This window comes from Gloeocapsa sp. DLM2.Bin57 (genome assembly GCA_007693955.1).
GTDB lineage: Bacteria > Cyanobacteriota > Cyanobacteriia > Cyanobacteriales > Gloeocapsaceae > Gloeocapsa.
This window is the reverse complement of record RECR01000050.1, coordinates 41633-66902: the sequence shown is the minus strand read 5'-3', so window position 1 is coordinate 66902 and position 25270 is coordinate 41633. Positions and strand designations below refer to the sequence as shown.

The window sequence follows — 25270 nt, the reverse complement described above, 5'->3', positions numbered from 1 at the left end:
TCATCTCACGCTTATTTGAGAAAATAAAGCTTGAGGCTTCTCGCGGTTAAGCTAAATTACCTTTAGCTAGAAGGGAGGAAATAGAAGCTATGTTTAGTCTCAGTGATTTAAAACAAACCAGATTTTATCAAGATGCTTTAGACGAAGGAAGACAAGAAGGGAGACAAGAAGGGAGACAAGAAGGAGTAGAGCAAACCAAACTCAATGCTATCCCCAGAATGTTACAATTAGGATTGAGTATCGATATTATTGCCCAATCCCTGGACTTACCTACTGAAACGGTTATTCAAGAAGCCCAAAAATATCCACAATCTGAATAAAAATGTTTAAAATCGGCACTTGTCCAAACAGAACAAAATATGCTATTGTAAAAATATGTAAAGAAAAAGTTAATAAACCTCTATCGGGTAACTACTGTTGCCAGTGACCTGTGAAAAGAGTAAAATACTGTAGATAGGTAGCTAATCATACCGCATAAATCCTTGTCTAAGCAGTATCCTAAACTAGATTAGGTGAATTTATCTAAGTCCAGTTCGGCATAGTTCAGTTACAATCAAGATAAGTAGGCGCAATTTAAACAGGAGCCATCTGTTCAATGGATTATATAGAAAAACTTTTAGAAACGCTAAAAGACTTAGCACAAAGACTAATAGAAACTCTTTTAGGTCCTGATCCTCAACCAGAACAAGAGTTAATCCCTATTCCAGTTGAAGAACCAACTTTCCGTCGCCGTTAAGATCACCCTTGGCTACCCAAGAACTTCCTCAACTCAATATTCTGGTTTTACATGGTCCTAATCTTAATCTATTAGGATATCGCGAACCGGGTATTTATGGATCTTTAACTTTAAATCAAATTAATCTCCTCCTAGAAGAGGAAGCAAAAAGGTTGCAAGTGGAGTTATTCTGCTTGCAATCTAATCATGAAGGAGTATTAATTGATGCAATCCACCAAGCTATAGATAAATATCAGGGGATAGTGATTAATCCTGGTGCTTATACTCATACCAGTGTAGCGATTCGAGACGCGATCGCAGGAGTTAAAATTCCTACTGTAGAAGTGCATCTTAGTAATATTCACCAGAGAGAATCATTTCGACATCATTCTTACATCGCTCCAGTAGCGATTGGACAAATTAGCGGTTTTGGAGCTAATAGTTATTTATTGGGTTTACAAGCGATCGCCAGCTATTTAAAAACTCAATAATTCAGTAAATACACGTAATTTTCAGAAGATTATTGTCTTTGAATCTTTTTTTAAGATTATGGTATAATCTATAAGTAAGAAAATACTAACAGCATATAAAGATCAAATTCTATTTTTAGCTTTTTGATCTTTTAACAGCCATGAGAAATTATATCTAATCAAACATCATGAGCAATCTTCCTGACTTTACCCAACATGGATATCAAGTCCAAAGAGTACTAGGTAAAAACACTCTAGGAGGAAGAATAACTTATCAAGCAACGGATCTCACGACAGAGCAAAACGTTGTTATTAAACAATTTCAATGCTGATATTAGTATGTATCAAGATAGTGAACTCACTAATCTGCAAATCAAAGATCATAAGATTTATATAAATAGCGAAGATATAATCCATCAGGGTATAAAAATTGAAAGTTTAATCATCACTAATGATGGAATGGCTATTAGTCAATCTTCTCCTAGTATTTCAGAGATTATTTTTGATTCAGGAAGTGTAGAAGAAAGATATTATAGCGATAGCATCTTGTCAATTTCTTCAGCTAATCCAATCATATCTAACTTAAAAATTAGTAATTATCAACTAGAGAATTCCCGCAAATCAGTGATATTTATTGATTCTAGTTCTGCGCCTAACTTAACAGATATAGCAATCAGTAACGAGATGTGAGAAAATAAAAGAAAGTAAATATAGACTAATATGGAAGAATTAAATGCCTTTATAGAGTCGAATCCTGACCCTAGAGAATTAAAACGAGCGATCGCTGTTAGAATGACATTAAGGGGCTACCCACATCGGGAAATAATGAAGATTTTACAAGTTTCTTCTGGTTTTATTAGTAAATGGAAACAAGCATTTATTCTCAAGGGATTTGAGGGAATAAAGCTTGCCTATCAAGGGTCAAAAGCCTATCTAAGTTCACAAGAAAAAGCAATTGTTCTTGGTTGGCTAAAAGAGAAAAATAGTTGGAATCTAAATGAACTAGAATATTACATAGCCGAGCAGTTTAACGTAACATTTTCGGCTAAGTCTAGTTATTATGATTTATTTCATGAAGCGGGAATATCATGGAAAAAGTCACAAAAAAAGAACCCCAGGAAAGACCCAGAAGCAGTAGCCCTAAAAAAAAAGAAATAGAAAAAAGATTGAATCAGAGGAATTACTGGTGTTTTTTCTAGATGAATGTCATTTACTTTGGGGAGATATTTGTGGATATGTTTGGGGTAAAACCAAGATGAGAATTGAGATTCCACTCAAAAATGAGAAAGAAAAACAAACTTATTATGGTGCGATAAATTATCGAACAGGAAAAGTTATTGCTCAAGAATATTCACAAGGAAATACAGAAAACACTATAAATTTTGTCACGGAATTAATCAAAGAAAATAAAAACAAAAAGCTTGTCATTATTTGGGATGGAGCTACTTATCATCGTAGTCAAGAATGGAGAGAATATTTAGACCAAATAAACCAAGGGAAAAGCGAAGAAGAATGGTTAATAAGATGTATTCGTTTAGCTCCGAATGCACCTGAACAAAACCCCATTGAAGATGTTTGGCTACAAGGAAAAGAAATGGTAAGAAAATATTGGAATCTTTGTGATAACTTTAAGATAGTTAAATGGCTATTTTCTTGGAATATTAATCAAGATTTATTCCACTTCCCCAAACTATCAATGTATGGTTCATTTTCTTAAACTATTCTTAGGAAAAACTTGTAAGATTAGCGCACCGATGGCGCGGAGCTCTTGGAGAACGCTTAAAAAATTAGTATTGCAGTCGCACTTGCTCCATGAAAAATTCCTACTTTGTTCTCATAAATCATTTCTGATTGCTATATAGAGATAGTTAATCATCCTCTTGGGATAGGTATTAGTAATGACGGTAATCTAACCGTGAGAAACTTGACAATTGAAAATAATCAATATGGAATTGTTAATTCTGGAGAGATGACTATTGACAATCTTAATCTCAACAAGAGTTTATTAGCGGGAATATGCAATAAAGAAAGGGCTACGATCATTATTAATTCAGCCAACTTTGAGAAAGAAAAAGTGATTACAGCAAACGAATGTCCAAGATCTGATGACGATCCTTTGATTATTCCTATCATAGCGGGAAACGTAGCAGGAGTTATTTATTGAAAATATTCTTATATGAAATGGATTGAGAGAAAGCTAAAAATATAATAGAAGTCAAAAGGCAAAAAGCAAAAGGCATTTGTGAAATATAATATATAGAAATAACAAAACCTAATACCTAACCCCTAAAACCTAAAACCAAAAACCTAAAGATCTCGTTTTATTTTCCATTCGATCTTACATAGTTCCAGTAGCGATTGAACAAATTAGAGGTTTTGAAGCAAACAGTTATTTATTAGGTTTACAACCGATCACAACCTGTTTCCTGTTTAAAAACTCAATAATTCAGTAAATACACATAATCTTGAGAAAATTATCACGACAAAGTTAAGAAACGTAAAGTTGTGTAACAAAATTTGCTAAGAATCTGAGATTGTTGAGGGTTTGTTAACAATTAAGGGGAAAAGAGGCAAAAGATAGGAAAGCTTGAGTAGGTAAGACTAAGCTAGATTAAAGATGTCTCGAAAATATTAAGAAAAGTAAACAAACAAGTTTAACAACTTAACAATATGTAATAGCAAAAGACCAAAAGACATTGTATAAAAAGAAGCTGAGGGGTAGATGAGATAAATAAACATCAAAACCCAGACAACGACAAGCCAGATTAAACTGGTTTCTCATAAAAGTAAAAAAAGACAACAAACAGGAGATTAAAACGAATGTTCGACGCATTTACCAGAGTTGTTTCTCAAGCCGATGCCAGAGGCGAATTCTTATCCAGCTCTCAAATCGATGCTTTAAGCGCCATGGTTAGCGAAAGCAACAAACGTATGGATGCAGTTAATCGTATTACCAGCAATGGATCTGCAATCGTTACCAACGCAGCACGTGCTCTTTTTGCTGAGCAACCTCAATTAATTGCTCCCGGTGGAAATGCTTACACCAGCCGTCGTATGGCTGCTTGCTTAAGAGACATGGAAATCATCCTACGCTATGTAACCTATGCTATCTTTGCTGGTGATGCAAGTGTACTCGAAGATCGTTGTCTAAATGGTTTACGTGAAACCTACGTAGCACTAGGTACTCCTGGAGCTTCAGTTGCTGTAGGCGTTCAAAAAATGAAAGACGCAGCACTAGCGATCGCTGGAGATCGTAACAACATCACCCCTGGTGATTGCAGCGCTTTAATGTCTGAAATCTCTAGCTACTTTGATCGCGCAGCAGCAGCAGTAGCTTAGTAACGAAACGTCAATAACAGTAACCAAAGTCTAAACATAAAAATTCAGGAGAAAATAAAACAATGAAAACCCCTCTAACCGAAGCAGTAGCAGCAGCTGATTCTCAAGGACGCTTTATCAGCAGCACCGAAATCCAAGTAGCTTTTGGACGTTTCCGTCAAGCAGCAGCTAGCTTACAAGCAGCAAAAAGCTTAACCGAAAACTCTCAACGTCTAATCGACGGTGCAGCTCAAGCAGTATATAGCAAATTCCCTTATACCACCAGCACCACTGGTCCTAACTACGCTTCTACTCCCGAAGGAAAAGCTAAATGTGCTCGTGACATCGGTTACTACCTACGTATGGTTACTTACTGTTTAGTAGCAGGTGGCACAGGTCCTATGGATGAGTACCTCTTAGCTGGTATCGATGAAATCAACCGTAGCTTTGAACTATCTCCTAGCTGGTACATCGAAGCTCTCAAAAACATCAAAGCTAGCCACGGTCTAAGCGGAGATGCAGCTGTTGAAGCTAACTCTTACCTAGATTATGCTATCAACGCTCTAAGCTAAGAGACAAGATCTTGTGATCATAGTTTGAAGTAACCTAAACTTATCGCCTGGAAAGACAGTCAGATATTGGTGAGTAAACTAGTATTTGTCCTTCGTTCCAGGCGTTGTTATTGTAAAAATATGGAAGAAAACTCTCTAACAGTAGAAAAAGCGATCGCCAATCTCCAACAAACAGAAGATTTAGGTCAACGCTATTACGCAGCCTGGTGGTTAGGGCGTTTTCGCGTTAAAGATCTAGCCGCGATTACAGCTTTGCTTGAGGCGTTAGAAGATTGCGAAGATCGCGCACCCGATGGAGGATATCCCCTTAGACGCAACGCAGCTAGAGCATTAGGAAAGCTCGGAAATACCCAAGCAGTAGAGCCATTGATTGGCTGTTTAAGCAACCCCGACTATTACCTAAGAGAGGCAGCGGCTCAAGCTCTAGAAATGTTACAAGATCCTCGCGCGATTCCCCCTTTACAAGAATTGCTAACAGGAGGTGTAGCAGCAGCTCAAATCGTACCAGGAAAACCTCATCTGACTCAACCCTATGAAGCGATTATCGAGGCTTTAGGAACTCTTAAAGCTACTAACGCTATTAGCACTATTGAACCGTTTTTAGAACACTTTATACCCAAAGTACAATACGCAGCAGCTCGCGCTCTCTATCAATTAACAGAAAATCCAGTTTATGGGGAAATGCTCGTTAAAGCTTTAACTACCAATGAACTGCAACTGCGTCGCTCCGCTTTGATTGATCTCGGTGCTAGTGGTTATCTCCCCTCAGCAGAAGCGATCGCCACAACTTTTGCCGAAAACAGTCTTAAACTACTTTCACTCAAAGGATTATTAGAATATCAACTCAGTCATGAGCCTAACTTATCCCCTCGCAGTATCGAGATCATGCAGTTGATGGATGGATTATTATAAGTAAAATGAACACCCAAAGTTTAATTGACGCCGTCAACAACGCTACTTCAGCTCTTACTCTCTTAAAATCAGTACAAGCTTTAGCAGAGCAACAAGATCCCGCGGCAATTTCCACTTTAATCGCTGTACTCGGTTACAATAATCCAGGTGCTGCTGTCGCTGCTGTTGATGGACTAATATCCCTAGGACAAGTAGTTGTACCACAATTATTAGAACAGGTTGACGGTTATAATTATGGTGCTAGAGCTTGGGCTGTAAGGGTTTTTGCCGGAATCGGCGATCCTCGCGCTCTTGATTTATTGATTACCTCCGCTTTAGAGGATTTTTCCCCTAGTGTGCGTAGAGCAGCAGCTAAAGGTTTAGGAAACATTCTTTGGTCTCAACTTCCTCCCCAAGACATAGCTAAAGCGCAACAAAAGGTCTTAGATTCCTTATTTCTTACTCTTAACGATGGAGAATGGATAGTTCGTTATGCAGGAGTAGTAGGGTTAGAATCTTTAGGGAAATCTAATCCTACTTTGATTGAGTCAATTACTACTAAACTAACCGAAATAAAACAACAAGAACCAGAAATAACGATTAAATCTCGTATTGATTTAGCTTTGGTCAATTTTGTCTAAATAACTCAGAGACTTCAGTGGGTGACAATAAACTTAAAAAGAGGGTGTAGGAGGTAGGGTGTAGGGTGTAGGTTTTTTTTGGCAACTGATTCTTGAGCTAAAATTGCTATTTATGAGAGTCTATCTAAGTAAATATTTAGTAACTAAATATAAATTTTACCACACCCCACACCCCGCACCCCATACCCTGTCCACGTCGCTTAATCTCTTGTCACCCGTGATTTCAAATACTCTCGGGTAATATGTTTATAAGCTTTTTTCTCCTGGAAAAACTTGGTCAAACTCCTCGATTAACTCATCTAATTCCTCAAGAGCTTGATTGACATCTAAGCGTAAAGTACCTAAGCTGGGTTTTTCTAGTAATTTAACTAAATATTCCCGTTGGCTTTCGATGGTTTTAAATCTGGCTACTAGTTCGGTTTTATCCATGTTATTTTTCTTCAGTTAAAATAAGCTCTAAGCTCTAAAATAAATAATATCGCAATTTTTTGACAAGATTATCAATGTTTGGCAAGATTTCTCTAGGTTCACTGGGTTTAGTAGTAGGTGGAACACTTACTATTGTTGGTTTTATCGCTTACGCTACGGGTAACGCTACCCTTAATTTAGCGGGTTTATTCTATGGAGTACCTCTAGTCTTAGGAGGATTAGCTCTCAAAGCTTCAGAATTAAAACCAGTTGTCTATAGTCAACCAACTTCACCAAAGATTATCGAGTTACGCGAATCACAAGCTACAGAAACTCAAAATCAAATACGTAAAGATGTGACTCGTTATCGTTATGGACAACAGGCCCATCTAGATTTATCTTTAGAAAAGTTAGGTTTAAGTCCTACTGACGAAGAAAGACCAGTATTGATAGGATTAAGAGAAGTAGAAACTCAGGGACGTTATACTCTAGTGTTAGAGTTTGATTCTTCTTTGATTAGTTTAGAGACTTGGGAAAAAAAACAAAGTAAGATTGAGAGCTTTTTTGGTCCTAATATCAAAGCAGAGATTAAACAACCCGAAGAGGATTATATAGAACTGAGTTTAATCAGTATTTAATTTTCTGGAATATTTAAATTACAGGAGTAATATGCAATCTCACCTTGACTATTAAGTATGGTCTGCTGAAAAACTAAATCCCAGTGGGGATCAATTCGGAATTCGGAATTCGGAAAAATAGGGGATCAGCTTATATGTTTTACATATTACTAAAAGGTGACTAAAAAGTCAAATCTACAGTTTTAACATTTATTTGGCTAAAACCCTTGCACTTTTTCTAAAACCTTTATTGAATCTAAGTTTCAGACTTATTAAGCAAGCCCTAAGTAACTCATCTATAAGTAATTTAAATACTTTATATTCCCTACAGTCCTAGGCAACTTATCTATGAACAAGATAAGTACCTAGGATTTTTGCTTTCCAACAAGAGATCTAAGCATAAAGCAACCTTCCTTTAGGAGTAGGAATATCGCGCCCTAATTCTTGAGCTGTTTCAATCCATTCTTGTATTACTACTTCAGCATTCGTTACCGCTTCGACATAGGTTTGACCATCTGCCATACATCCAGGTAATTCTGGCACTTCTACGATAAAAGCTTGGTCTGATTCACTCCAATAAATAATCAATTCGTACTTAACTGACATCGCTATCTCCTAAACCGTACTTCACAATGAGATTTCTAACTTGCCTGACCTGATACCCTTTGGCTTTGCTACCTTTGGGCTGAATATTAACGATTTCTTCCACATTATCCTTGGTAAAAATGTAATCGTCGCCTTTAATTGATAGCTGATTTGAGAGGCGTCTGCAAATTTTTCCTTGTCTAATTGCAAGATAAGTTTCTTAACTTTATCAAATTCTTGTTCAATTTTACCTTCTTTGTTTAATTCCTCCATAAGTAACGTATTCTCTTGACCATTTATAGGGTTTCTCTGACTCATAAGGTACAGTGACGGCGATCTCGAAGAGATCCGCTTCGCGGTATGCCCTTACCTGAAAGGCGGGCAGCACTTAGGGCTGTGCCTTCGGCATCGCGTAGCGCTCCCTTTGGGAGACCGTTTAATTAAGCCGAGCTACTTATTTAATTTATTTCTTGACTTTTTTTGCTTTTTGCGCTTAAAATGAATTCAAATTCAATCTCAATTAAATTTAATAGTGTTTCGGAGTCAAATTAAATGCAAATCAAGTTGAAGTGGAAATTTATTAGAGGAATTGCCCTTGGACTAATAATCAGTGGGGTAATCTCAGTTTGCTTTCATCCTTTACAAGTTCAATCCCAATCAAGACCAGTTAACTTGACACTAGTATCTTATGCAGTTACGCAGAAAGCTTATGAGCAAATCATTCCGAAATTCACCGCTCTTTGGGAACAACAAACAGGTCAACGAGTGACTTTTGACCAAAGTTATGCAGGATCTGGTACACAGACTCGGGCGATTATTGACGGTTTAGAAGCAGATATTGTCGCTTTAGCTTTAGCTTTAGATACGAAAAGAATTGAGCAAGCAGGTTTAATTAACCCTGGTTGGGAACAAGAGTTACCCAATAACTCTACTGTCCATAGTTCTGTAGTAGCTTTGGTAACTCGTGATCAAGCAGCCACAATAGATAGCTGGTCTGACTTAACAGACGATAACATCCAAATAATTACAGCTAATCCTAAAACTTCAGGAGGTGCAAGATGGAATTTCCTAGCTCTATGGGGTGTGGTCACTCAATCTGGGGGAACTGATGAGCAAGCTTTAGAATTTACCAAAGCAGTATTTAAAAATGCTCCCGTCTTACCTAAAGATGCTAGAGAAGCTAGTGACGTGTTTATCAAACAGGGACAAGGAAATGTCTTGATGAACTATGAAAACGAAGTGATTTTAGCTGAACAACAAGGGTATAAATCTACCTATTTTATCCCTACTGATTACAACATTTCTATTGATAATCCTGTAACGGTAGTAGATGCAGTTGTTGATAGACGGGGAACAAGAGAAGTAGCAGAAGCTTTTGTTGAATTCCTCTTTACACCAGAAGCTCAAAGAGAATTTGCTAAAGTTGGTTTTCGTCCCTCAGATGAACAAGTATTTACTGAATTTAGCTCCCAATACCCGACAATTGACAACTTATTTACAGTGGAAGATTTAGGTGGTTGGGATGCAGTACAAACGAATTTTTTTGATGATGGTGCAATATTTGACCAAATTATGAGCGCAAGATAAAGGAGAAATTAGCAATGATCGCTAGCAATTACTTAAAATCAAACACTTTAAGAACTAGTTTACGGTATTTTTCCATTCCTTGGATAGTTACCATAGGTTATTTAATCATCTTTCTGTTGTTACCGACAGCAGCACTAATTAGTAAATCTTTAACTATTGGACCTGAGGAATTTTGGCGCATCGCTACTGCTAAAGAAGCTTTATCAGCTTATGAGGTTAGCTTTGTTACTGCTTTGATAGCTGCAGGTATTAATGGAGTCATGGGAACTCTATTAACCTGGGTTTTGGTAAGGTACGAATTTCCTGGTAAAAAATTAATTGATACTGCGGTTGATTTACCCTTTGCTTTACCAACAGCTGTAGCGGGTTTAGTTTTGGCAACTATTTATAGTGAATCAGGAGTTATAGGCAGATTATTTGTTCCTTTTGGCATTAAAATTGCCTTTACTCGTTTAGGTGTATTTGTGGCAATGCTGTTTATTTCTCTACCTTTTATTGTCAGAACCCTGCAACCAGTCTTACAAGAATTAGAAGAGGAAATAGAGGAAGCAGCTTGGTCTTTAGGTGCATCAGCAAGTCAAACCTTTTGGAGAGTTATTCTACCACCTTTAATGCCTGCAATTTTAACAGGTATAGCTTTAGGATTCTCCCGAGCAGTGGGTGAATATGGTTCAGTACTGATTATTTCTTCGGGAATTCCTTTTCAAGATTTAATTGCACCTGTGTTAATTTTTCAACGCTTAGAGCAATATGACTACGAGGGAGCAACGGTAATCGGAACGGTGTTGATGTTGGTTTCTTTATTGTTATTGCTCATAATTAATCTTTTACAACAATGGGGTAGTCGTTATGCAGCTAAATAAAAATCTGTTGATAGCGATCGCTGTGTTGTATATGTTCATCCTCATTCTTTTACCTACCTTCACTATCTTTTACGAAGCTTTACACAAAGGGGTAGATGTCTTTTTCGATAATTTCAATCAGAGAAATTTTCAAGAAGCAATTAAGTTGAGTTTGATTATTACAGCAATAACTTTACCTCTTAATACCATTTTCGGTCTCTGTGCTGCTTGGGTAATTGCTAGAAATAAATTTCCAGGAAAAGCTCTACTAATGAGTATCATTGATTTACCTTTTTCTGTTTCTCCTGTAGTAGCTGGATTAATGATCGTTTTACTCTTTGGTGCACAAGGATGGTTTGGCGATTGGTTAAAAGAGATGCAAATAAAAATTATTTTTGCACTTCCAGGAATGGTCATAGCAACTATGTTTGTTACGCTTCCTTTTGTCGCTAGAGAAGTTATCCCAGTTTTAGAAGAAATTGGGACAGATCAAGAAGAAGCAGCGAGAACTCTTGGAGCAAATGATTGGCAGATTTTTTGTCGTGTTACTTTACCCAATATACGGTGGGGATTATTGTATGGTCTTTTGTTAACTAATGCCAGAGCTATGGGGGAATTTGGTGCAGTTGCGGTAGTCTCTGGAAGTATTATGGGAAGAACTACGACTCTACCAATTTTCGTAGAACAAACTTACAAAAATTATCAAACAACTACAGCTTTTAGTGCTGCTATGATCTTAGCTTTTTTAGCAGGACTAACTTTGATTTTCAAAGAAATTCTCGAACGCAAAACAGGACACAAAGCAAACCTTTAATTTAGGAGGAAATCATGACTATAGTTCTTAAAAATGTATCTAAAAAATTTGGTAATTTTCAAGCATTGAAAAATATCAATTTGACTGTTGGTGAAAGACAATTAGTGGCTCTTTTAGGTCCTTCTGGTTCAGGTAAATCAACTCTTTTGCGCATGATTTCTGGGTTAGAAAGACCAGACCAAGGACAAATTCTTATTAATCATCGTAATGCTACCCATTTAGATATTAGACAGCGTAATATTGGCTTTGTTTTTCAACATTATGCTTTGTTTAAGCATTTAACTGTCAGACAAAATATTGCTTTTGGTTTAGAAATTCGTAAAAAACCAGCAGCACAAATCAAACGAAAAGTGGATGAGTTGTTAGAATTAATTCAACTTGAAGGCTATGGCAATCGATACCCAGCACAACTTTCAGGAGGTCAACGTCAAAGAGTAGCTTTAGCTCGCGCTTTAATTGTTCAACCTCAAGTACTATTACTAGATGAGCCTTTCGGTGCTTTAGATGCTAAAGTACGTAAAGAGCTACGTTCTTGGTTAAGAAAGTTACATGATGAAGTGCATATAACCAGTGTTTTTGTAACTCATGATCAAGAAGAAGCGATGGAAGTAGCTGACCAAATAGTGATTATGAACCAGGGAAGTATTGAACAAGTGGGTAGCAGCGCAGAAATTTATGATAATCCTGCAACTCCCTTTGTTATGCAATTTATTGGTGAGGTTAACGTCTTACCTTCTCATGCTCATCTATTTAATGGTAAATCTTTACAACTACCTAATAGTGAAGTATTTGTCCGCCCCCATGAATTAATGATTTTACTTTTTAATGATGGTGAAAGTACTGAAGCTAAAATTCAACGCATAATACATCTCGGTCGAGAAGTACAGGTGGAACTATTATTACCAGACACCCTGGAAGTAACAGCTCATGTATCTAAAGAAAGATATGAGGCGTTGGATTTACAACCAGGGATGATTGTTTATGTTAAACCTAGCAATACTAAACATTTCTCTGACCCGATTTTAACATGAAGCAAAGAAATTAAGTGCTGAAATTGTTACATTTCTTGGTAGGATGATCAGAAATTGTTAAAATGAGCTTTAATATGTCTATTTCATCCTACTTGTCTCGTTGTTTAGCTTGGGTTTTGGTCATAGTTATCGGTATAACTGGGTTGACCGCTTGTTCTAGTCCCACTGGCTTAACGGGAAATTATAGTCAAGATACACTAACTGTGGTAGCTAATCTTAGAAAAGCGATCGCTCTAGATGAAAACGCACCAGACAAGGTTGAGATTCAATCCCTCGCGCGTCAACAAATCAACGACTATATATCTCTCTATCGTCGTGAACCTAAATCTTCTGGTTTGCGCTCTTTTACCACTATGCAAACAGCCATGAACGCTATAGCTGGTTATTATACTTCCTATGGTAGTCGTCCTCTCCCGGAAAAACTGAAAAATCGTTTAGAACAAGAGTTTCAACAAGTAGAACTATCTCTAAAACGTGGAGCTTAATATTTAAAAAATTCCCCCTTAATTAAAGGGGGATGGTAATTTAAGCTTCGATTACTTCAGGTTGAGAAGGTTGTTCATCTTCATCCTCTACTAAGGTTGGTACTTCATCGGCTATTACTTCAGGTTGAGGGGGTTGTTCATCTTCGACTGGAACTTCCACTGGAACTTCTCTAGGTTGAATACTAGCTTTAGGTAGTTCTTGGAAAGAATCTTCTGACAATTCTGGCACTTCTTTGAGTTTAATAGTGAGATAGCGAATCACCTCTTCACTTAAACGCATCGCACGCTCTAATACAGCTACTTGTTGTCCATCGGCTTGATAATACATCAAAATATAAACACCTTCTTGATGTTTAGCGATGGGATATGCTAGACGACGTCTTCCCCAAAACTTGACTTTAATATCTGTTGCACCATGTTCAGTGAGCAAATTACGATACTTAGTCACAGCTTCATTGATTTGCTCCTCTAATAAATTAGGGCGCAAAATATACATCATTTCGTAAGCTTGGGTCATTGATTAACTCTCCTTGTGGACAGAATGGCTTTCTCATCGAGTAAGCAAGGATCTTCTATGGTAGCAAAAAAAACAATTTGAGGCAAGCTCAAAAATATGTTAAGATTGCTAACAAAATGAATATCTTTAAGATAAATCGAAAGTTATGAGTAACACCCAGACGCGCAAAGCCGATCACTTGCGCATCTGTCTGGAAGAAGATGTACAATTTCGACATCTAACCAATGGGCTAGAGCGTTATCACTTTGTTCACTGTTGTTTACCAGAAATAAATCGCTCTGAAATCGACTTAACAACTAAATTTTTAAACAAAGAATTAGGCGCACCCTTGCTCATTTCTTCTATGACAGGTGGAACCGAACAAGCCAAAACTATTAATTTTCGTCTGGCTCAAATTGCGCAAAAATATAAACTAGCTATGGGGGTTGGCTCTCAAAGGATTCTGATTGAAAAACCAGAGGTAGCCAATACCTTCTCAGTGCGGGAAGTTGCCCCTGATATCCCTCTTTACGCTAATATTGGCGCGGTACAGCTTAATTATGACTATGGCGTTGAAGAATGCGTCAAAATAGTCAACATCTTGCAAGCTGATGGGCTGATTCTCCATTTAAACCCTTTACAAGAATCGATTCAAGCTCAAGGTGATACCAATTTTAAAGGATTACTTGACAAAATCAGTAACTTATGCTGGAGTACCTCAGTACCGATAATCGTTAAAGAAGTAGGTAACGGTATTTCAGGAGAAATGGCAACTAAACTGATTAACGCAGGAGTTAACGCTATAGACGTAGCCGGAACCGGGGGAACATCTTGGGCAAAAGTAGAAAGTCAAAGGGCTACCGATAGTCTGAGACAACGCTTAGGGGAAACTTTCGCAGAATGGGGTTTACCAACGGCTAATTGTCTATTGGCAATTCGTCAGATTAATAGCGAAATACCTTTAATCGCTTCGGGAGGTTTACGCAATGGTTTAGAAATAGCCAAAGCGATCGCCCTAGGAGCAGATTTAGCAGGAATGGCTCAACCCTTCCTCAAAGCTGCTGCAGAATCTAGCGAAACCATCGAAGAACTAGTACAATTGCTCATCGCTGAAATAACCACAGTGCTATTTTGTACAGGAAATAGTACCATAGATGAACTAAAACAATCCGAAGCACTACAGGAGATAGTAGCTTAATCGTAATTATATGACAGAGACAATATTTACCAAAATTATCAATCGAGAAATACCCGCTACCATCGTCTATGAAGACGAGTTGGCGATCGCATTTAAAGACATCAACCCTCAAGCACCAACTCATATTCTCGTTATCCCTAAAAAAGTTATAACCAAACTAGACGAAGCTACTCCCACAGATCAAGCACTCTTAGGTCACTTACTACTGTGTATCCCCAAAATAGCCCAAGAACAAGGATTAAGTGATGGTTATCGCGTAGTTATTAATAACGGCGACTTAGGAGGTCAAACGGTTTATCACCTACATATACATATTTTAGGTGGACGTCAAATGACTTGGCCCCCGGGTTGAACCTAAAATTGATTCTGCACTAAATAACTAAACAAACAAGTATGAGTAAAAAAAGAGTCCTCTCAGGAGTACAACCAACAGGAAATTTACATCTAGGTAACTATTTAGGAGCTATTCGCAACTGGTCACAAATACAAGACCAGTATGATAACTTTTTCTGTGTAGTTGACTTACACGCTATCACAGTACCCCATGATCCAACTACCCTAGCAGAAGATACCTATACCATCGCTGCTCTCTATCTAGCTTGTGGTATTTCTTTAGAATATTCAACTATTTTTGTACAATCTCATATCAGTGCTCATAGTGAATTAGCCTGGTTGTTAAACTGTATTACTCCTTTGAATTGGTTAGAGAGAATGATTCAGTTTAAAGAAAAAGCAGTTAAACAGGGAGAAAACGTCAGCGTTGGTTTACTAGATTATCCCGTATTAATGGCAGCGGATATTCTTCTCTATGACGCGGATTTAGTACCCGTAGGAGAAGATCAAAAACAACACCTAGAATTAACCCGGGATATCGTCGTCAGATTTAACGATAAATTTGCTGCACCTGATACACCAGTGTTGAAAATGCCTAATCCTCTTATTCGTGAAGAGGGAGCAAGAATTATGAGCATTAGCGATGGAACAAGAAAAATGTCAAAATCTGACCCCTCTGACTTGAGTCGGATTAACCTATTAGATCCTCCCGAATTAATCGAGAAGAAAATTAAAAAAGCCAAAACAGATCCTATTAAAGGACTTTGGTTTGATGATCCAGAACGTCCCGAATGTGATAACCTATTGACACTATATAGAATACTTTCGCAAAAATCTAAAACAGAGGTAATTAACCAATGTCAAGATCTCGGGTGGGGACAATTTAAACCCCTCCTCATCGAGACGGTTATCGAAGCGTTGCGACCAATTCAAAGTAAATATCAAAGTATCAAAGAAGATAAAACTTATCTAGACAATGTCTTAAAAGAAGGCGCAATCAAAGCTAGTGCAGTAGCCAATCAAACCCTTATCAAAGTTAAAAATGCCCTGGGTTATTTACCCAGTTTATAAGATGTCTAATAAATTTCGTCAGGCGATCGCTCAAAAAGAATTTCTCATCACCGCCGAAATTGCTCCCCCTAAAGGCGCTGATCCAACTCATATGCTCACTGTGGCTAAACTCTTAGAGTCCCGAGTCCATGGCATCAATGTAACCGACGGTAGTCGTGCTGTAATGCGAATGTCTTCCCTGGTAGCTTGCGTTTTCTTAAAACAAGCGGGAATTGAACCTATCTGTCAGATGACTTGTCGCGATCGCAACTCCATCGCCCTAGAATCTGACTTACTCGGAGCATCAGCATTGGGGGTTAATAACATTCTCGCCCTAACTGGCGATCCAGTCAAAGCAGGAGACCACAAAGAAGCTAAAGCAGTTTTTGAGTTAGAATCCGTGAGACTGCTACGACTAATTAACAATCTTAATCAAGGTTTAGATATTAATCAAAACCCCTTAACCGACGGAATCCCCGACTTATTCCCTGGAGGGGCGATCGATCCACAACTCAAAAGCTGGTCAAGTCTGCAAAAACGTTTTGAGCAAAAAATAGAAGCAGGAGTGGAATTTTTCCAAAGTCAGTTAATCACGGATTTTGATCGTTTAGACAAATTTATGACTCAAATCGCTTCTAGTTATGGTAAACCCGTCTTAGCGGGTATTTTTTTACTGAAATCAGCTAAAAACGCCCGCTTTATCAACCGCTATGTCCCTGGTGTAGATATTCCTGATAGTACCATTGAACGCTTAGAAAAAGCTTCTGACCCTCTCTGGGAAGGAATTAAAATCGCAGCAGAACAAGTAAAAATGGCTAAAGACATTTGTCAGGGAGTACATTTAATGGCGGTTAAAAAAGAAGAGTTAATACCTCAAATCCTTGATTTAGCAGGAATTTAACTTTTACATATAAATAGTTACATTTGCCAATAAAAACCTAAAATCTTATTCTGGGTTTTGCGAAGTTAAAAGGCGCTCATGAAAAGCGCCCTCTCTGACATAGTGAGAAGCGGCTTGACATTATAATAAAAGTACGTAAAAATATACGTAGATCAATAATAACTATATAAATGAATAGCAGTAGTACTCATATCTTTGAAGACACCATTATTAATGCTACGGATTTAAATAGATCTCCAGGAAGTGTTCTAGATAAAGCCCTAAAACATCCAGTAACAATTACTCGTCGTGACGAACAATTTGCTCTTCTACGGAGAGATGTTATTGCCAAATATGTGGAATTTAATCAATATAGTCAAAATTTTGCTGACATTTTACTGTCAGTAGTTATGCTTCTTACTGGACAAAAAATCCAAGGTGATAATCCCTATGTTTGGCTTTCTGTATTTGATCATGATGAATTACAAGAATTAAGTGAAGAGATTTCAGTAGCTTATCGTTATGGGAAGGAAAGTGAAAATTGGGATGAATTTACAGCCAAAATACATGAATGGAAAGAAAGTGCTATAGCGATTGCTAGTCCTGAATTAGAAGAAGCTTTTTATTTAGAGAAAGAGCAAATCTGCGATGTCAGATAATAAAGATAAGATCAACTTACCTGCTGAATTAAGGTTAGATGTTAATGATATTTTTGAAGACGCTCTTCAACTTGAAACTTGGATTATTGAGGCTATTAAAAATCCAGAGTGGTTAGTCGAAGCCAAAAATAAGCGTGTAAAACAAGACTGGAATAATCTTAAAAAACAAACAATGTCCAGAAAATATAGTAAGATGTTATGCTTATTTAATCAAGCATCCAAATAAGCGCTATCCAGGTAGGATATTTCCTTTAAAAGGCAAAAAATATAAAGGGTGCTGGGAATATGAAATAACACAAGGTGAACGAGTCTTTTATTATTTCCCTATTCCTGAAGAAAAAAAGGTAGTAGTTTATTATGCTGGCGAACATCCTAAAAATAATAAATATCCTATTCCTTAATGCTACGGATTTAAATATATCTCCAGGAAGTGTTCTAGGTAAAGCCCTAAAACAGAACTTCCCCCTATCACATTTTTGACGTGCAGAATGTCAGTTTCAAGGTTCTAAAGCCGTTCTTCCTTGTTTTCCTAAGCGTACAAAGATAAAATAGAGTAAATAAAGTACATAAACCACTAGCCCCATGATCCCGAAAAATCCCAAAACCCCGGGATCGCCATTGGGGTGCATCAACTCCTTATAACCCCAAGGTGGTTGCAACCAAACTCTACAGGAGGGGATATCCTTAATTCCCGTACTAAAAGCACAATTCCAGAAAGGAATAGTCAACAAGACTCCCGCGATACAATAGATAGTAACCGCCCAACGCCAAGAGTTAAATACCAGCTTGAACACACTTTTCGGTAAATCCCTGATTTCCTCGTTTAAATCTTGCCAAAACCACAGAGAAATAGGAATCAATACCCGCGCAGCTAAACCAGTAAGAAAGCTGAAGGGAAAAGAAGCGATCATCAGATAAACCGTGATCATCAACAAACTAGCAACGCGCCAATAAATAATTAATGACCATTTGACACATTCAGTCTTACTCAGAAAAGCAGCAAGCAAAAGCAATAGCGGTAAGATAACCATAAAAATAACCGCTAGACGATAATCAGTCCAGACTAACTTCTCTAAAAAAACTGAATCTATTTGCTCAAGGTTAGGCATAGAGATATTAAAATAAATAATAAGCAGCAGAAACCATCTTGAAGAAAATTTCTACTGCTCTATTTTAACTCAATTTAGCCACTTTTCTTAATCATCGTAAAGGCGGCATTCATCAGCATCGGGGTTATCATCACAATACTTTTCAAAATTAGTTTTAGTGGGTTGAGACTGACGTTGATGAGCTGCTTCTGCTTGTAATTCCTCTACAGCGTCCCACGCTGCAGCACAATCAGCTGAAGAACCACCCTCGACGCTGCATACTTCCCTAGCTTGTTTTAACTCTTCGGCGATTTTTTCTTCGATATTGCTCATAATACCTCTTTTTTATTTATGTCTTAAATGTTAGAGAATTTCATTTCCATACTAACTGATTTTATCTAGGTTAGCGTATATTCCCTGAAAATCACCCTAAAATAATCTAGAGTCACATTCAAGAAAAACTATGATTAATCAAGTTCAATGGCACAATGTTTTATCTACTCGTCCTTCCTTAGAAGGGGCTTTAGATGAAATTACCCAAAGATTAACAACAACTTTAACACAAACACCAGATTTAGGTATTCTCTTTGTTGCTTCAGCTTACGTGAGTGAATATCCCCGCGTTATTCCCTTATTACGAGAAAAATTACCCATTCCCATCATCATCGGTTGTGGTGGTGGAGGAATCGTGGGTATGAAAACCGAGCAACAAGTATTAGAAATAGAAGGAAATACCGCGATTAGTTTAACAGTCTTAAATTTACCAGAAGTAGAAATCACCCCTTTTTATCTTAAAGCTGAACAATTACCGGATTTAGATAGTTCCCCCCAGGGTTGGAGTGATTTAATTGGTATTTCTCCAGTCAAACAACCTAACTTTATTCTCTTAGCTGACCCATTTTCCGCCAAAATCAACGATTTATTAGAAGGTTTAGACTTTGCTTATCCAGGTTCAATCAAAATTGGTGGTTTAGCTAGTTCTGGAGCGATGGGAGGAGTTAATAGTCTCTTTTATTATACTCCTGAACATCAAGCCCCTCACGTTCTCAACGAAGGTACTATAGGAATAGCTCTAAATGGTAATATAGTAGTTGAGACTATAGTTGCTCAAGGTTGTAAACCCATCGGAAAACCCTATCAAATTACCAAAGGGGAACGCAATATTATCCTAGAGTTAGCTACAGAAGAAGCCTTAAAACCACCCCTAGTTATCTTACAAGAATTAGTTAATAGTCTCGATGAACAAGATCGGGAATTAGCCCAACATTCCCTGTTTTTGGGTATCGCTAGAGATGAATTTAAGTCAGAATTATCTCAAGGAGATTTCCTCATTCGTAACCTTCTAGGGGTTGATCCACGTATGGGAGCTATTGCAGTAGGCGATCGCATTCGTCCCGGTCAAAGAGTACAGTTTCACTTACGCGACGCTAATACTTCTGCGGAGGATTTAGAACTATTATTATCTCATTACCAAAGACAACAAAACTCCCCCGCTTCTGTTGTTGGTGCTTTACTTTTTTCTTGTCTCGGTAGAGGAGAAAGACTCTATAACCAACCTAATTTTGACTCAGAATTATTTCGTCGTTACTTCCCCAATATCCCCCTAGGTGGTTTTTTCTGTAACGGTGAAATTGGTCCTGTGGCTGGTAGCACTTTTTTACATGGTTATACTTCCGCTTTCGGTATTTTCAGTCAACCTAACGAGGAAGCAAAAAGCTAGCATGATTATCCACCAAATTAGGGTATCCTTCTGGACTTATAGCGCCAAATTGTTCCAAATATTCACCTACTCTCGGTGGTAAATGAGCAAAATCAAATAAACTATCTCCAGCTGCGATATCAGACCAAAAATAACGTAAATAGGGAGTCAGAGGAGTAGCTTCAGCTGCAGATAAATACAGAGGATAACCCATTAACAATTTCAGCATAAAAGAGTCAGATTTTTGCGCCATAGACTCCCTAGAATTTAACTCTAGGTTATCCCAACCTGGAACAGATTTAACTCGATGAGAAGAGATAGTTAATTTAATTATCTCCCTATGGTCGTATTGTAAATCTAGGATACGATAAGGATGAGGATAACTAACGGTTGAACCCGTGGTAATCTCCGTTAAGCCATCTTCAGAAGCTACATCTTGGACGTGTAAATGTCCTGTGAAAATTAATTTAACCCCATATTTCCTTAAAATTTGCTTCAACTCTGACGCATTAGCCAACATATACCGTTGTCCTAATTGGTGGATAGATTGTCCGGGTAGATGTTCAATTACGTTATGATGGATCATTACCAAGACTAATTTATCGGTTAATTCTGCTAAAGTTGTCTCTAACCAGGTTAATTGCTCTTGATCCAAACATCCTAATTGTCTGCCATCTTCACTAAACTGAGTGGAATTGAGTCCAATTAGCTGTAAACCAGGAGCAATTTCCTGACTATAATAGAGTTGTTCAGGATTAGAGTAACCGAACTTTTGATAATAAGAGGGAAAATCCCTTAACCCTATATAATTTTCGTATTGTTCTAAATAACGCACATCATGATTACCAGGGATAACATAAGCAGGAAAAGGTAACCTTTCTAAACGTTGTTTTAACCATTGGTGATTCTCCTTTTCACCATCTTGGGTTAAATCTCCAGGTAATAACAGAAAATCTATGTTAAGCTGTTCTAAATGTTCTAAGACTTTCTCCAATGCAGGGATACTCACTTCAATTAAATGAAACCGATTAGCATTTTTATCAATTGTTTCGGGAATTCCTACATGGGGATCGCTAATAATAGCAAAACGATAATTACAACTCATATTTAAAATACTTATTCTAGTTTCTCCTGAAGATATCTTAAAATATTTTTTGCACAACTGTAAAGTAAAATAAATGGTTAGAGTTAGAGTTCGTCAACACGTCAACCCCTTAAGTTTTAAATATCAACAACCCCTAGATATCCCTGATTGGTCTAATATTTATGCTGAACTTAATCAACCTTTACATCTAGATTTAGGAGCAGCTCGCGGTAAATTTTTACAATCTTTAGCTCAAATTCACAGTAATTATAATTATTTAGGTCTAGAAATTCGTGAACCCTTAGTCAAAGCTGCCAACCTAGAAACAGAAGAATTAGGCTTAAATAATGTTTATTTTCTTTTTGCTAATGCTAATAACTATATAGGCAAAATTTTAGCATCCATACCAGAATTAAAATTGCAAGTTATTACTATACAATTTCCCGACCCCTGGTTTAAAACACGTCACAGTAAACGTCAAATAGTGCAACCAGATTTAGTCAAAGTCTTACTAGAATACTTACAACCAGAAGGGATTATCTTTCTCCAATCAGACGTTCACAAAGTAGCTGAATACATGAGTCAACAATTTTTAAACTATCCTGATTTTACCGAAAAATTTAGTCACTCATGGTTAGATAATAATCCCTTTCCCGTAGCTACAGAAAGAGAAAAACTTACCCTCGCTCAAAATCAACCAGTCTATCGTATCTTAATAAAAAAACAAGCTTAACGATTACTTAACCTCAATATGTTAATATGTGAACTGTAACTTAACTAAGATTAACCATGAAAATAGTCAAATCAATAATTACCCTAGTTTGTATCATTACTTTGGCTTGGAGCAGTTTAGTTTTACCAAGTTCAGCTAGTACTGCCAATACTCAAAACTATCATGTAATGGGATTATTTGATAATCTCTTCAATAGAGCTGAAGCAACCAGCAAAAAAGTAGAAGGGAAAATACAAGAAGAAACAGGAAAATTAACCGATAATCCAGCAGATCAAATCGAAGGTAAAGCAAAACAAGTTCAAGGAGAAGCCATGGAAAAAATAGAAGAGGTTAAGCAATCAGTAGAAAAAGCCAAAGATGAAGCGGTTAAAAACTTAAAAGAATTCACCGAAAATATGCAATAATTGAGTAATTCCCTACTGTTCACAGTGGGGAAGAACAAACAAAAACAGCAATTAACAGCGTGAAGATTTTAGTCATTGGTAATGGTGGGCGAGAACACGCCCTCAGTTGGAAATTACTCAAATCAGAGCAAGTAGAACAAGTATTTGTAGCACCAGGTAACGGTGGAACAGCAAACCTAGCAAAATGTCAAAATCTCCCCCTAACAGTAGAAGACTTTGCAGGTATAGCTCAAGCAGTAACAACCTATGGGATTGATTTAGTAGTAGTAGGACCCGAATTGCCTCTCTCATTAGGTATTACTGACTACTTGCAAAAGCAGACAAAGGTGAAAATATTTGGACCTAGCAAACTCGGATCACAACTAGAAGGGAGTAAATCCTGGTCAAAAGCACTGATGCAAAGTGCAGGAATACCCACAGCACAGGGAGCAACATTTACCAACCCTAGAGACGCTAAATCATATATACAAGCACAGGGAGCACCTATTGTCGTCAAAGCAGACGGATTAGCAGCAGGAAAAGGAGTAACCGTAGCTATGACGATCGCCGAAGCAACAGAAGCGGTAGAAAATCTCTTTCAAGCTAACCCCAAAAGCTTAGTAGTTATCGAAGAATATCTCGAAGGAGAAGAAGTCTCTATCTTAGCTTTAACCGACGGTAAAACCATTCGTACCCTCTTACCCGCTCAGGATCATAAACGTATAGGAGAAGGAGACACGGGGAACAATACAGGAGGAATGGGAGCTTATACACCAGCACCCCTGGTAGATGAGCAGTTAAGTCAGCAAATTCACCAACAAGTATTAGAGCCAGTACTTAAAGAACTACAAGCAAGAGACATAGACTATAGAGGGGTTATTTATGCAGGATTAATGATTACTCCTCAAAAACAAATCAAAGTGTTAGAATTTAATAGTCGCTTCGGAGATCCAGAAACCCAAGCAATTCTACCTTTGTTAGCAACACCTCTAGAGCAAGTACTTCTAGCTTGTGCTAACCAAACACTAGAGCAACTCCCAGCTTTGAGCTGGGATCAAGGCTCAGCAATATGTGTAGTGATAGCATCAGGAGGCTATCCGAGTAACTATGAACCAGGAAAAAGAATTACAGGAATTGCTACAGCAGCAGAACAAGGGGTGATCGTCTTTCACGCAGGGACAAAAATTGAGCAAACAGGAGAATTAGTAACCGCAGGAGGAAGAGTACTCAATGTAGTAGCAACAGGGGAAAACTTCAAACAAGCACAAGCCAAAGTATATCAAGGAGTCGAGCAAATCGATTTTGAGGGGAAATATTACCGTCGCGATATCGGTTATCGACTATTTCAGAATTCTTAAGAACAGTTAAGATTAATATATATTTACTAGCATCAGAGTAAGTTATGGTTATCAAAAAAAGAGGACTAGTGCTAGGGGCTACAGCCTTCTTTCTAACTAGTGTAGCAGTAGCGGGTACAGGCATCAGATTATCACAGACTCAAGCCTTCTTTCGTGAAAGTCCCAAAGAATTGGTTGACGAAGTCTGGCAAATAGTCAATCGTCAATACGTAGATGCAACCTTTAATCAAGTAGATTGGCGAGAAATACGCCAAGAATATCTAGAGCGGGATTATGCTACTAAAGAAGAAGCATACGAAGCAATCAAGGAAATGCTGGAAACTCTCGAAGATCCCTATACACGCTTCATGAATCCTGAAGAATTCAACAACATGAAGGTTGACACCTCGGGAGAATTAACAGGAGTAGGGATACAAATCGCTCAAGATGAAGAAACAAATCACCTGATAGTAGTTTCTCCTATAGAAGATACCCCCGCTTTTGACGCAGGAATACTGGCTAAAGATATTATTACTAAAATTGACGGTGTCAGTACCGAAGGAATGGACGTCAATGAAGCGGTTACCTTGATTCGTGGTAAACCAGGTACAGAAGTAACCCTGACCATCAAAAGAGGCGATCGCCAAATAGATTACCCCCTAACCAGAGCTAGTATTCAAATTCACCCCGTTAAAGCACGTATAGAAGAAACAGATCAAGGTAGAATCGGTTATATTCGCTTAACCCAATTTAGCGCTCAAGCTTCTAAAGAAATGAAAGAAGCGATCCAATCTCTTAATGAAGAAAATGTGGTTGGTTTTGTCTTAGACTTGCGTTCTAATCCTGGTGGGTTACTTATTTCTAGTGTAGAAATAGCCAGAATGTGGTTCAACGAAGGACGTATAGTCTCTACCGTCGATCGCTTGGGGGAATCAGAGCGTTATAGTGCTAATAACACTGCTTTAACCGATAAACCTTTGGTAATTTTAGTAGATGGTGGCTCAGCTAGTGCTAGTGAAATACTCGCAGGAGCATTACAGGATCACGACCGCGCGGTCATAGTAGGTACTCAAACCTTTGGCAAAGGATTAGTACAATCAGTAAGAGGTTTAGGGGATGGCTCTGGTTTATCGGTAACTATCGCTAAATACTTAACTCCTGATGGTCGAGATATCAATAAAGAAGGGATAGCTCCTGATATAATTTATGAGATGACGGAAGAAGAGCGAAAAGCCCTACAGCTAGAACGTGATAAAATCGGCACAGTAGAAGACCCCCAATTTAGTAAAGCTTTAGATGTACTCTTTCAAGAAGTAGCTAGAGCTAATATGGAAGCGAAAAACTAAACAATATT

32 protein-coding genes and 1 pseudogene are annotated in these 25270 nt (G+C 37.7%); 26 read left to right on the top strand and 7 right to left on the bottom strand.

Going from position 1 to position 25270, the window contains the following annotated elements:
• Positions 1-89: 89 nt before the first annotated feature.
• The 9 genes and pseudogenes from EA365_04520 to EA365_04480 all read left to right on the top strand — a co-directional run bounded on the left by EA365_04520 (position 90) and on the right by EA365_04480 (position 6607).
• Complete coding sequence (locus tag EA365_04520; GenBank protein ID TVQ46920.1) at positions 90-320, top strand: hypothetical protein; 231 nt, start codon at positions 90-92, stop codon at positions 318-320.
• Positions 321-744: 424 nt separating this feature from the next.
• Positions 745-1206, top strand: coding sequence for a type II 3-dehydroquinate dehydratase (aroQ, locus tag EA365_04515; protein TVQ46919.1), 462 nt, complete (start codon positions 745-747; stop codon positions 1204-1206).
• Between the two features lie 318 nt (positions 1207-1524).
• Positions 1525-1875, top strand: a complete 351-nt coding sequence (locus EA365_04510; protein TVQ46918.1) for a hypothetical protein — start codon at positions 1525-1527, stop codon at positions 1873-1875.
• A 30-nt stretch (positions 1876-1905) separates the two neighbouring features.
• Positions 1906-2902, top strand: a pseudogene (locus tag EA365_04505) (IS630 family transposase).
• A gap of 207 nt (positions 2903-3109) precedes the next feature.
• A complete protein-coding gene (locus EA365_04500) occupies positions 3110-3349 on the top strand; it encodes a hypothetical protein (GenBank protein TVQ46917.1) in 240 nt (79 codons plus the stop codon).
• 656 nt (positions 3350-4005) lie between these two features.
• Positions 4006-4524: a phycocyanin subunit beta gene (locus tag EA365_04495; GenBank protein ID TVQ46916.1), complete on the top strand. Its 519-nt coding sequence runs from the start codon at positions 4006-4008 to the stop codon at positions 4522-4524.
• Between the two features lie 62 nt (positions 4525-4586).
• The gene (cpcA, locus tag EA365_04490; GenBank protein ID TVQ46915.1) at positions 4587-5075 is read left to right on the top strand and encodes a phycocyanin subunit alpha; all 489 of its coding nucleotides are present in this window, start codon (positions 4587-4589) and stop codon (positions 5073-5075) included.
• Positions 5076-5195: 120 nt separating this feature from the next.
• Positions 5196-5987 carry a HEAT repeat domain-containing protein gene (locus tag EA365_04485; GenBank protein TVQ46914.1) on the top strand — a complete coding sequence of 264 codons (792 nt, stop codon included), beginning with the start codon at positions 5196-5198 and terminating at the stop codon, positions 5985-5987.
• Positions 5984-6607 (top strand): HEAT repeat domain-containing protein, encoded by a 624-nt coding sequence (locus EA365_04480; protein TVQ46913.1) that lies wholly within the window; start codon positions 5984-5986, stop codon positions 6605-6607. Before EA365_04485 ends, EA365_04480 begins: the two co-directional genes overlap by 4 nt.
• A gap of 246 nt (positions 6608-6853) precedes the next feature.
• Here the strand turns inward: EA365_04480 and EA365_04475 are convergent, their stop codons facing one another.
• On the bottom strand, positions 6854-7036 hold the full coding sequence (locus tag EA365_04475; GenBank protein TVQ46912.1) for a hypothetical protein: 183 nt from the start codon (positions 7034-7036) through the stop codon (positions 6854-6856).
• Positions 7037-7110: 74 nt separating this feature from the next.
• Between EA365_04475 and EA365_04470 the strand changes: the two genes are divergently transcribed.
• The gene (locus EA365_04470; GenBank protein TVQ46911.1) at positions 7111-7653 is read left to right on the top strand and encodes a DUF2854 domain-containing protein; all 543 of its coding nucleotides are present in this window, start codon (positions 7111-7113) and stop codon (positions 7651-7653) included.
• 372 nt (positions 7654-8025) lie between these two features.
• Here the strand turns inward: EA365_04470 and EA365_04465 are convergent, their stop codons facing one another.
• Positions 8026-8238 carry a type II toxin-antitoxin system HicB family antitoxin gene (locus EA365_04465; protein TVQ46910.1) on the bottom strand — a complete coding sequence of 71 codons (213 nt, stop codon included), beginning with the start codon at positions 8236-8238 and terminating at the stop codon, positions 8026-8028.
• A complete protein-coding gene (locus tag EA365_04460) occupies positions 8228-8422 on the bottom strand; it encodes a hypothetical protein (GenBank protein TVQ46909.1) in 195 nt (64 codons plus the stop codon). The genes EA365_04465 and EA365_04460 overlap by 11 nt, the downstream gene beginning before the upstream one ends.
• Before the next feature lie 347 nt (positions 8423-8769).
• Between EA365_04460 and EA365_04455 the strand changes: the two genes are divergently transcribed.
• The 5 genes from EA365_04455 to psb27 all read left to right on the top strand — a co-directional run bounded on the left by EA365_04455 (position 8770) and on the right by psb27 (position 12976).
• Complete coding sequence (locus tag EA365_04455) at positions 8770-9804, top strand: sulfate ABC transporter substrate-binding protein (protein ID TVQ46908.1); 1035 nt, start codon at positions 8770-8772, stop codon at positions 9802-9804.
• A gap of 14 nt (positions 9805-9818) precedes the next feature.
• Positions 9819-10667 (top strand): sulfate ABC transporter permease subunit CysT, encoded by an 849-nt coding sequence (gene cysT, locus EA365_04450; protein TVQ46907.1) that lies wholly within the window; start codon positions 9819-9821, stop codon positions 10665-10667.
• Complete coding sequence (cysW, locus tag EA365_04445; GenBank protein TVQ46906.1) at positions 10654-11460, top strand: sulfate ABC transporter permease subunit CysW; 807 nt, start codon at positions 10654-10656, stop codon at positions 11458-11460. Before cysT ends, cysW begins: the two co-directional genes overlap by 14 nt.
• Positions 11461-11474: 14 nt before the next feature.
• Positions 11475-12491 (top strand): sulfate ABC transporter ATP-binding protein, encoded by a 1017-nt coding sequence (gene cysA / locus EA365_04440; protein ID TVQ46905.1) that lies wholly within the window; start codon positions 11475-11477, stop codon positions 12489-12491.
• Positions 12492-12565: 74 nt separating this feature from the next.
• Positions 12566-12976, top strand: a complete 411-nt coding sequence (psb27, locus tag EA365_04435; protein ID TVQ46904.1) for a photosystem II protein Psb27 — start codon at positions 12566-12568, stop codon at positions 12974-12976.
• Between the two features lie 40 nt (positions 12977-13016).
• Here the strand turns inward: psb27 and EA365_04430 are convergent, their stop codons facing one another.
• Positions 13017-13493, bottom strand: a complete 477-nt coding sequence (locus EA365_04430) for a 30S ribosomal protein S6 (protein TVQ46903.1) — start codon at positions 13491-13493, stop codon at positions 13017-13019.
• A gap of 145 nt (positions 13494-13638) precedes the next feature.
• Between EA365_04430 and EA365_04425 the strand changes: the two genes are divergently transcribed.
• From EA365_04425 to EA365_04400, 6 genes are all read left to right on the top strand, one after another.
• The gene (locus tag EA365_04425) at positions 13639-14670 is read left to right on the top strand and encodes a type 2 isopentenyl-diphosphate Delta-isomerase (protein TVQ46902.1); all 1032 of its coding nucleotides are present in this window, start codon (positions 13639-13641) and stop codon (positions 14668-14670) included.
• A 10-nt stretch (positions 14671-14680) separates the two neighbouring features.
• Positions 14681-15022, top strand: a complete 342-nt coding sequence (locus EA365_04420; GenBank protein TVQ46901.1) for a histidine triad nucleotide-binding protein — start codon at positions 14681-14683, stop codon at positions 15020-15022.
• Positions 15023-15063: 41 nt separating this feature from the next.
• Positions 15064-16074 carry a tryptophan--tRNA ligase gene (gene trpS / locus EA365_04415; protein TVQ46900.1) on the top strand — a complete coding sequence of 337 codons (1011 nt, stop codon included), beginning with the start codon at positions 15064-15066 and terminating at the stop codon, positions 16072-16074.
• A 1-nt stretch (position 16075) separates the two neighbouring features.
• Positions 16076-16954: a methylenetetrahydrofolate reductase gene (locus EA365_04410; GenBank protein TVQ46923.1), complete on the top strand. Its 879-nt coding sequence runs from the start codon at positions 16076-16078 to the stop codon at positions 16952-16954.
• Positions 16955-17124: 170 nt separating this feature from the next.
• Positions 17125-17592, top strand: coding sequence for a hypothetical protein (locus EA365_04405; protein ID TVQ46899.1), 468 nt, complete (start codon positions 17125-17127; stop codon positions 17590-17592).
• A complete protein-coding gene (locus EA365_04400; protein ID TVQ46898.1) occupies positions 17582-17818 on the top strand; it encodes a hypothetical protein in 237 nt (78 codons plus the stop codon). Before EA365_04405 ends, EA365_04400 begins: the two co-directional genes overlap by 11 nt.
• Before the next feature lie 271 nt (positions 17819-18089).
• Here the strand turns inward: EA365_04400 and EA365_04395 are convergent, their stop codons facing one another.
• Entirely contained in the window at positions 18090-18701 is a 612-nt protein-coding gene (locus tag EA365_04395; GenBank protein TVQ46897.1) for a DUF3177 family protein, read from the bottom strand.
• 87 nt (positions 18702-18788) lie between these two features.
• Positions 18789-19013 (bottom strand): hypothetical protein, encoded by a 225-nt coding sequence (locus EA365_04390; protein ID TVQ46896.1) that lies wholly within the window; start codon positions 19011-19013, stop codon positions 18789-18791.
• 130 nt (positions 19014-19143) lie between these two features.
• On the opposite strand from EA365_04390, the gene EA365_04385 reads away from it, so the two are divergent.
• Complete coding sequence (locus tag EA365_04385; GenBank protein TVQ46895.1) at positions 19144-20400, top strand: hypothetical protein; 1257 nt, start codon at positions 19144-19146, stop codon at positions 20398-20400.
• Here the strand turns inward: EA365_04385 and EA365_04380 are convergent.
• Positions 20378-21484, bottom strand: coding sequence for a metallophosphoesterase (locus tag EA365_04380; GenBank protein ID TVQ46894.1), 1107 nt, complete (start codon positions 21482-21484; stop codon positions 20378-20380). The genes EA365_04385 and EA365_04380 overlap by 23 nt on opposite strands.
• Positions 21485-21557: 73 nt before the next feature.
• Here EA365_04380 and trmB point away from each other — a divergent pair, with 73 nt between their 5' ends.
• The 4 genes from trmB (at position 21558) to EA365_04360 (ending at position 25262) form a co-directional block, all read left to right on the top strand.
• Complete coding sequence (gene trmB, locus EA365_04375) at positions 21558-22196, top strand: tRNA (guanosine(46)-N7)-methyltransferase TrmB (GenBank protein TVQ46893.1); 639 nt, start codon at positions 21558-21560, stop codon at positions 22194-22196.
• A gap of 167 nt (positions 22197-22363) precedes the next feature.
• Positions 22364-22600 (top strand): CsbD family protein, encoded by a 237-nt coding sequence (locus tag EA365_04370; GenBank protein TVQ46922.1) that lies wholly within the window; start codon positions 22364-22366, stop codon positions 22598-22600.
• Between the two features lie 59 nt (positions 22601-22659).
• Positions 22660-23937: a phosphoribosylamine--glycine ligase gene (purD, locus tag EA365_04365; GenBank protein ID TVQ46892.1), complete on the top strand. Its 1278-nt coding sequence runs from the start codon at positions 22660-22662 to the stop codon at positions 23935-23937.
• 44 nt (positions 23938-23981) lie between these two features.
• Complete coding sequence (locus EA365_04360; protein TVQ46891.1) at positions 23982-25262, top strand: PDZ domain-containing protein; 1281 nt, start codon at positions 23982-23984, stop codon at positions 25260-25262.
• Positions 25263-25270: the final 8 nt, after the last annotated feature.